General features: G+C 49.6%; 2 protein-coding genes and 1 pseudogene. All 3 read left to right on the top strand.

What is annotated here, in order from left to right; all coding sequences use genetic code 11:
- Positions 1-135 precede the first annotated feature (135 nt).
- On the top strand, positions 136-396 hold the full coding sequence (locus RTW80_RS24750) for a zinc ribbon domain-containing protein (protein WP_000077645.1): 261 nt from the start codon (positions 136-138) through the stop codon (positions 394-396).
- 37 nt (positions 397-433) lie between these two features.
- A pseudogene (locus RTW80_RS24755) lies at positions 434-550 on the top strand (VOC family protein); the annotation flags it as partial.
- Between the two features lie 244 nt (positions 551-794).
- On the top strand, positions 795-1751 hold a 957-nt coding region (locus tag RTW80_RS24760), incomplete at its 3' end, for a M42 family metallopeptidase (protein ID WP_312720712.1).

Below are 1751 nucleotides of genomic sequence, written 5' to 3' on the forward strand. Positions count from 1 at the left end.
CTAGGTAACAACAGGTTCCCGGTATTTCTGACTGGAGATACCGGGGGCTTAGCCTTTGCTTTAATCTGATGCATCACCTGCACAATACATATTCAGTATGTTTATTAATCAAGATGTCACCATAAGGAGCATCATATGTCACAACATGAACAGTTCTGTCAGGCTTGCGGAATGCCGATGTCGGCACCAGATGCACACAGTGCCAGTGATCAATATTGTGCGTACTGCAGCGACAGCAACGGCAATCTCAAACCCTGGGAAGAAGCGGTATCAGGTTTAGCCAGCTTCCTTGATTCCTGGCAAAAAGTCGGCCCGGAGGAAGCACATAAGCGTGCAAAACGTTATCTGACGGCAATGCCAGCCTGGGCTCATAAAGCGGAGAGTGATTTGAGCTGATTATCTATACTCCCTCTGAATCTATTCAGGAGATCCGATGTTTTCTTACATTATGCTGGGAACCAACGACCTGCCACGCGCCATTACATTCTAAGATCCGCTGATGGAGATGCTGGGGTATCCACGTGCAGGACGTAATGAAGAGGGAGCGTCCTGCAACAAAGTGGTGCGATAACAGTTACCGCGTTTTATTCATTCTCATTATTTCAACCATAATCACTGGTCTCTCTAGCCCGTAACTTTCACAAACGTTGAGCGCTTTTATTCCACTCGGCTCACATAATTTTTTATTTGTTCAGCTTTGCGCGTTTTCACGTGAACGTTCTCACAATTATTCGACCAGTCTGCGCCTATAAAACGCTCAACGAGTGATTGTTTTACGGTCTACGGAGATAGCTATGTCATTTTCTGTGCAGGAAACCCTGTTCTCGCTTTTGCAGCACAATGCGATTTCAGGACACGAAAACGCTGTCGCTGACGTCATGCTGTGCGAATTCAGGCGTCAGGCAAAAGAGGTCTGGCGAGACAGGCTTGGGAATGTCGTCGCGCGCTACGGTAGTGATAAACCCGATGCGCTGCGACTGATGATTTTTGCGCATATGGATGAAGTCGGTTTTATGGTGCGCAAAATAGAGCCTTCTGGATTTTTACGCTTTGAACGCGTAGGCGGTCCTGCGCAGGTCACTATGGCTGGATCCATCGTCACCCTCACCGGGGACAAAGGGCCAGTCATGGGGTGTATCGGCATTAAGTCCTACCACTTTGCCAAAGGCGACGAGCGCACGCAGTCACCTTCTGTCGACAAACTGTGGATTGATATTGGTGCCAAAGACAAAGACGACGCTATACGAATGGGCATTCAGGTCGGTACGCCTGTCACTCTGTATAACCCGCCGCAACTCCTGGCAAACGATCTGGTGTGCAGTAAAGCACTAGACGATCGTCTGGGCTGTACTGCCCTGCTCGGTGTAGCGGATGCTATCAGTACTACGGAGCTTGATATCGCCGTTTATCTGGTGGCTTCGGTACAGGAAGAATTTAATATCCGCGGCATTGTTCCCGTATTACGCCGTGTAAAACCTGACCTGGCGATTGGTATTGATATCACTCCATCGTGTGACACCCCTGATTTACACGATTATTCCGAGGTCAGGATTAATCAGGGCGTTGGGATCACCTGCCTGAACTACCATGGTCGGGGAACGCTGGCCGGATTAATCACGCCTCCTCGCCTGATACGGATGTTGGAACAGACGGCTCTTGAACACAACATTCCGGTGCAGCGAGAAGTGGCTCCCGGCGTGATAACAGAAACCGGTTATATCCAGGTTGAGCAGGATGGTATTCCCTGCGCC

It is taken from the genome of Escherichia sp. AM3 (assembly GCF_032029835.1).
Taxonomy (GTDB): domain Bacteria; phylum Pseudomonadota; class Gammaproteobacteria; order Enterobacterales; family Enterobacteriaceae; genus Escherichia; species Escherichia coli.

Coding starts and splice junctions, on each gene's coding strand:
- RTW80_RS24750 (WP_000077645.1), top strand. CDS start 136: ATGTCACAACATGAACAGTTCTGTCAGGCTTGCGGAATGCCGATGTCG.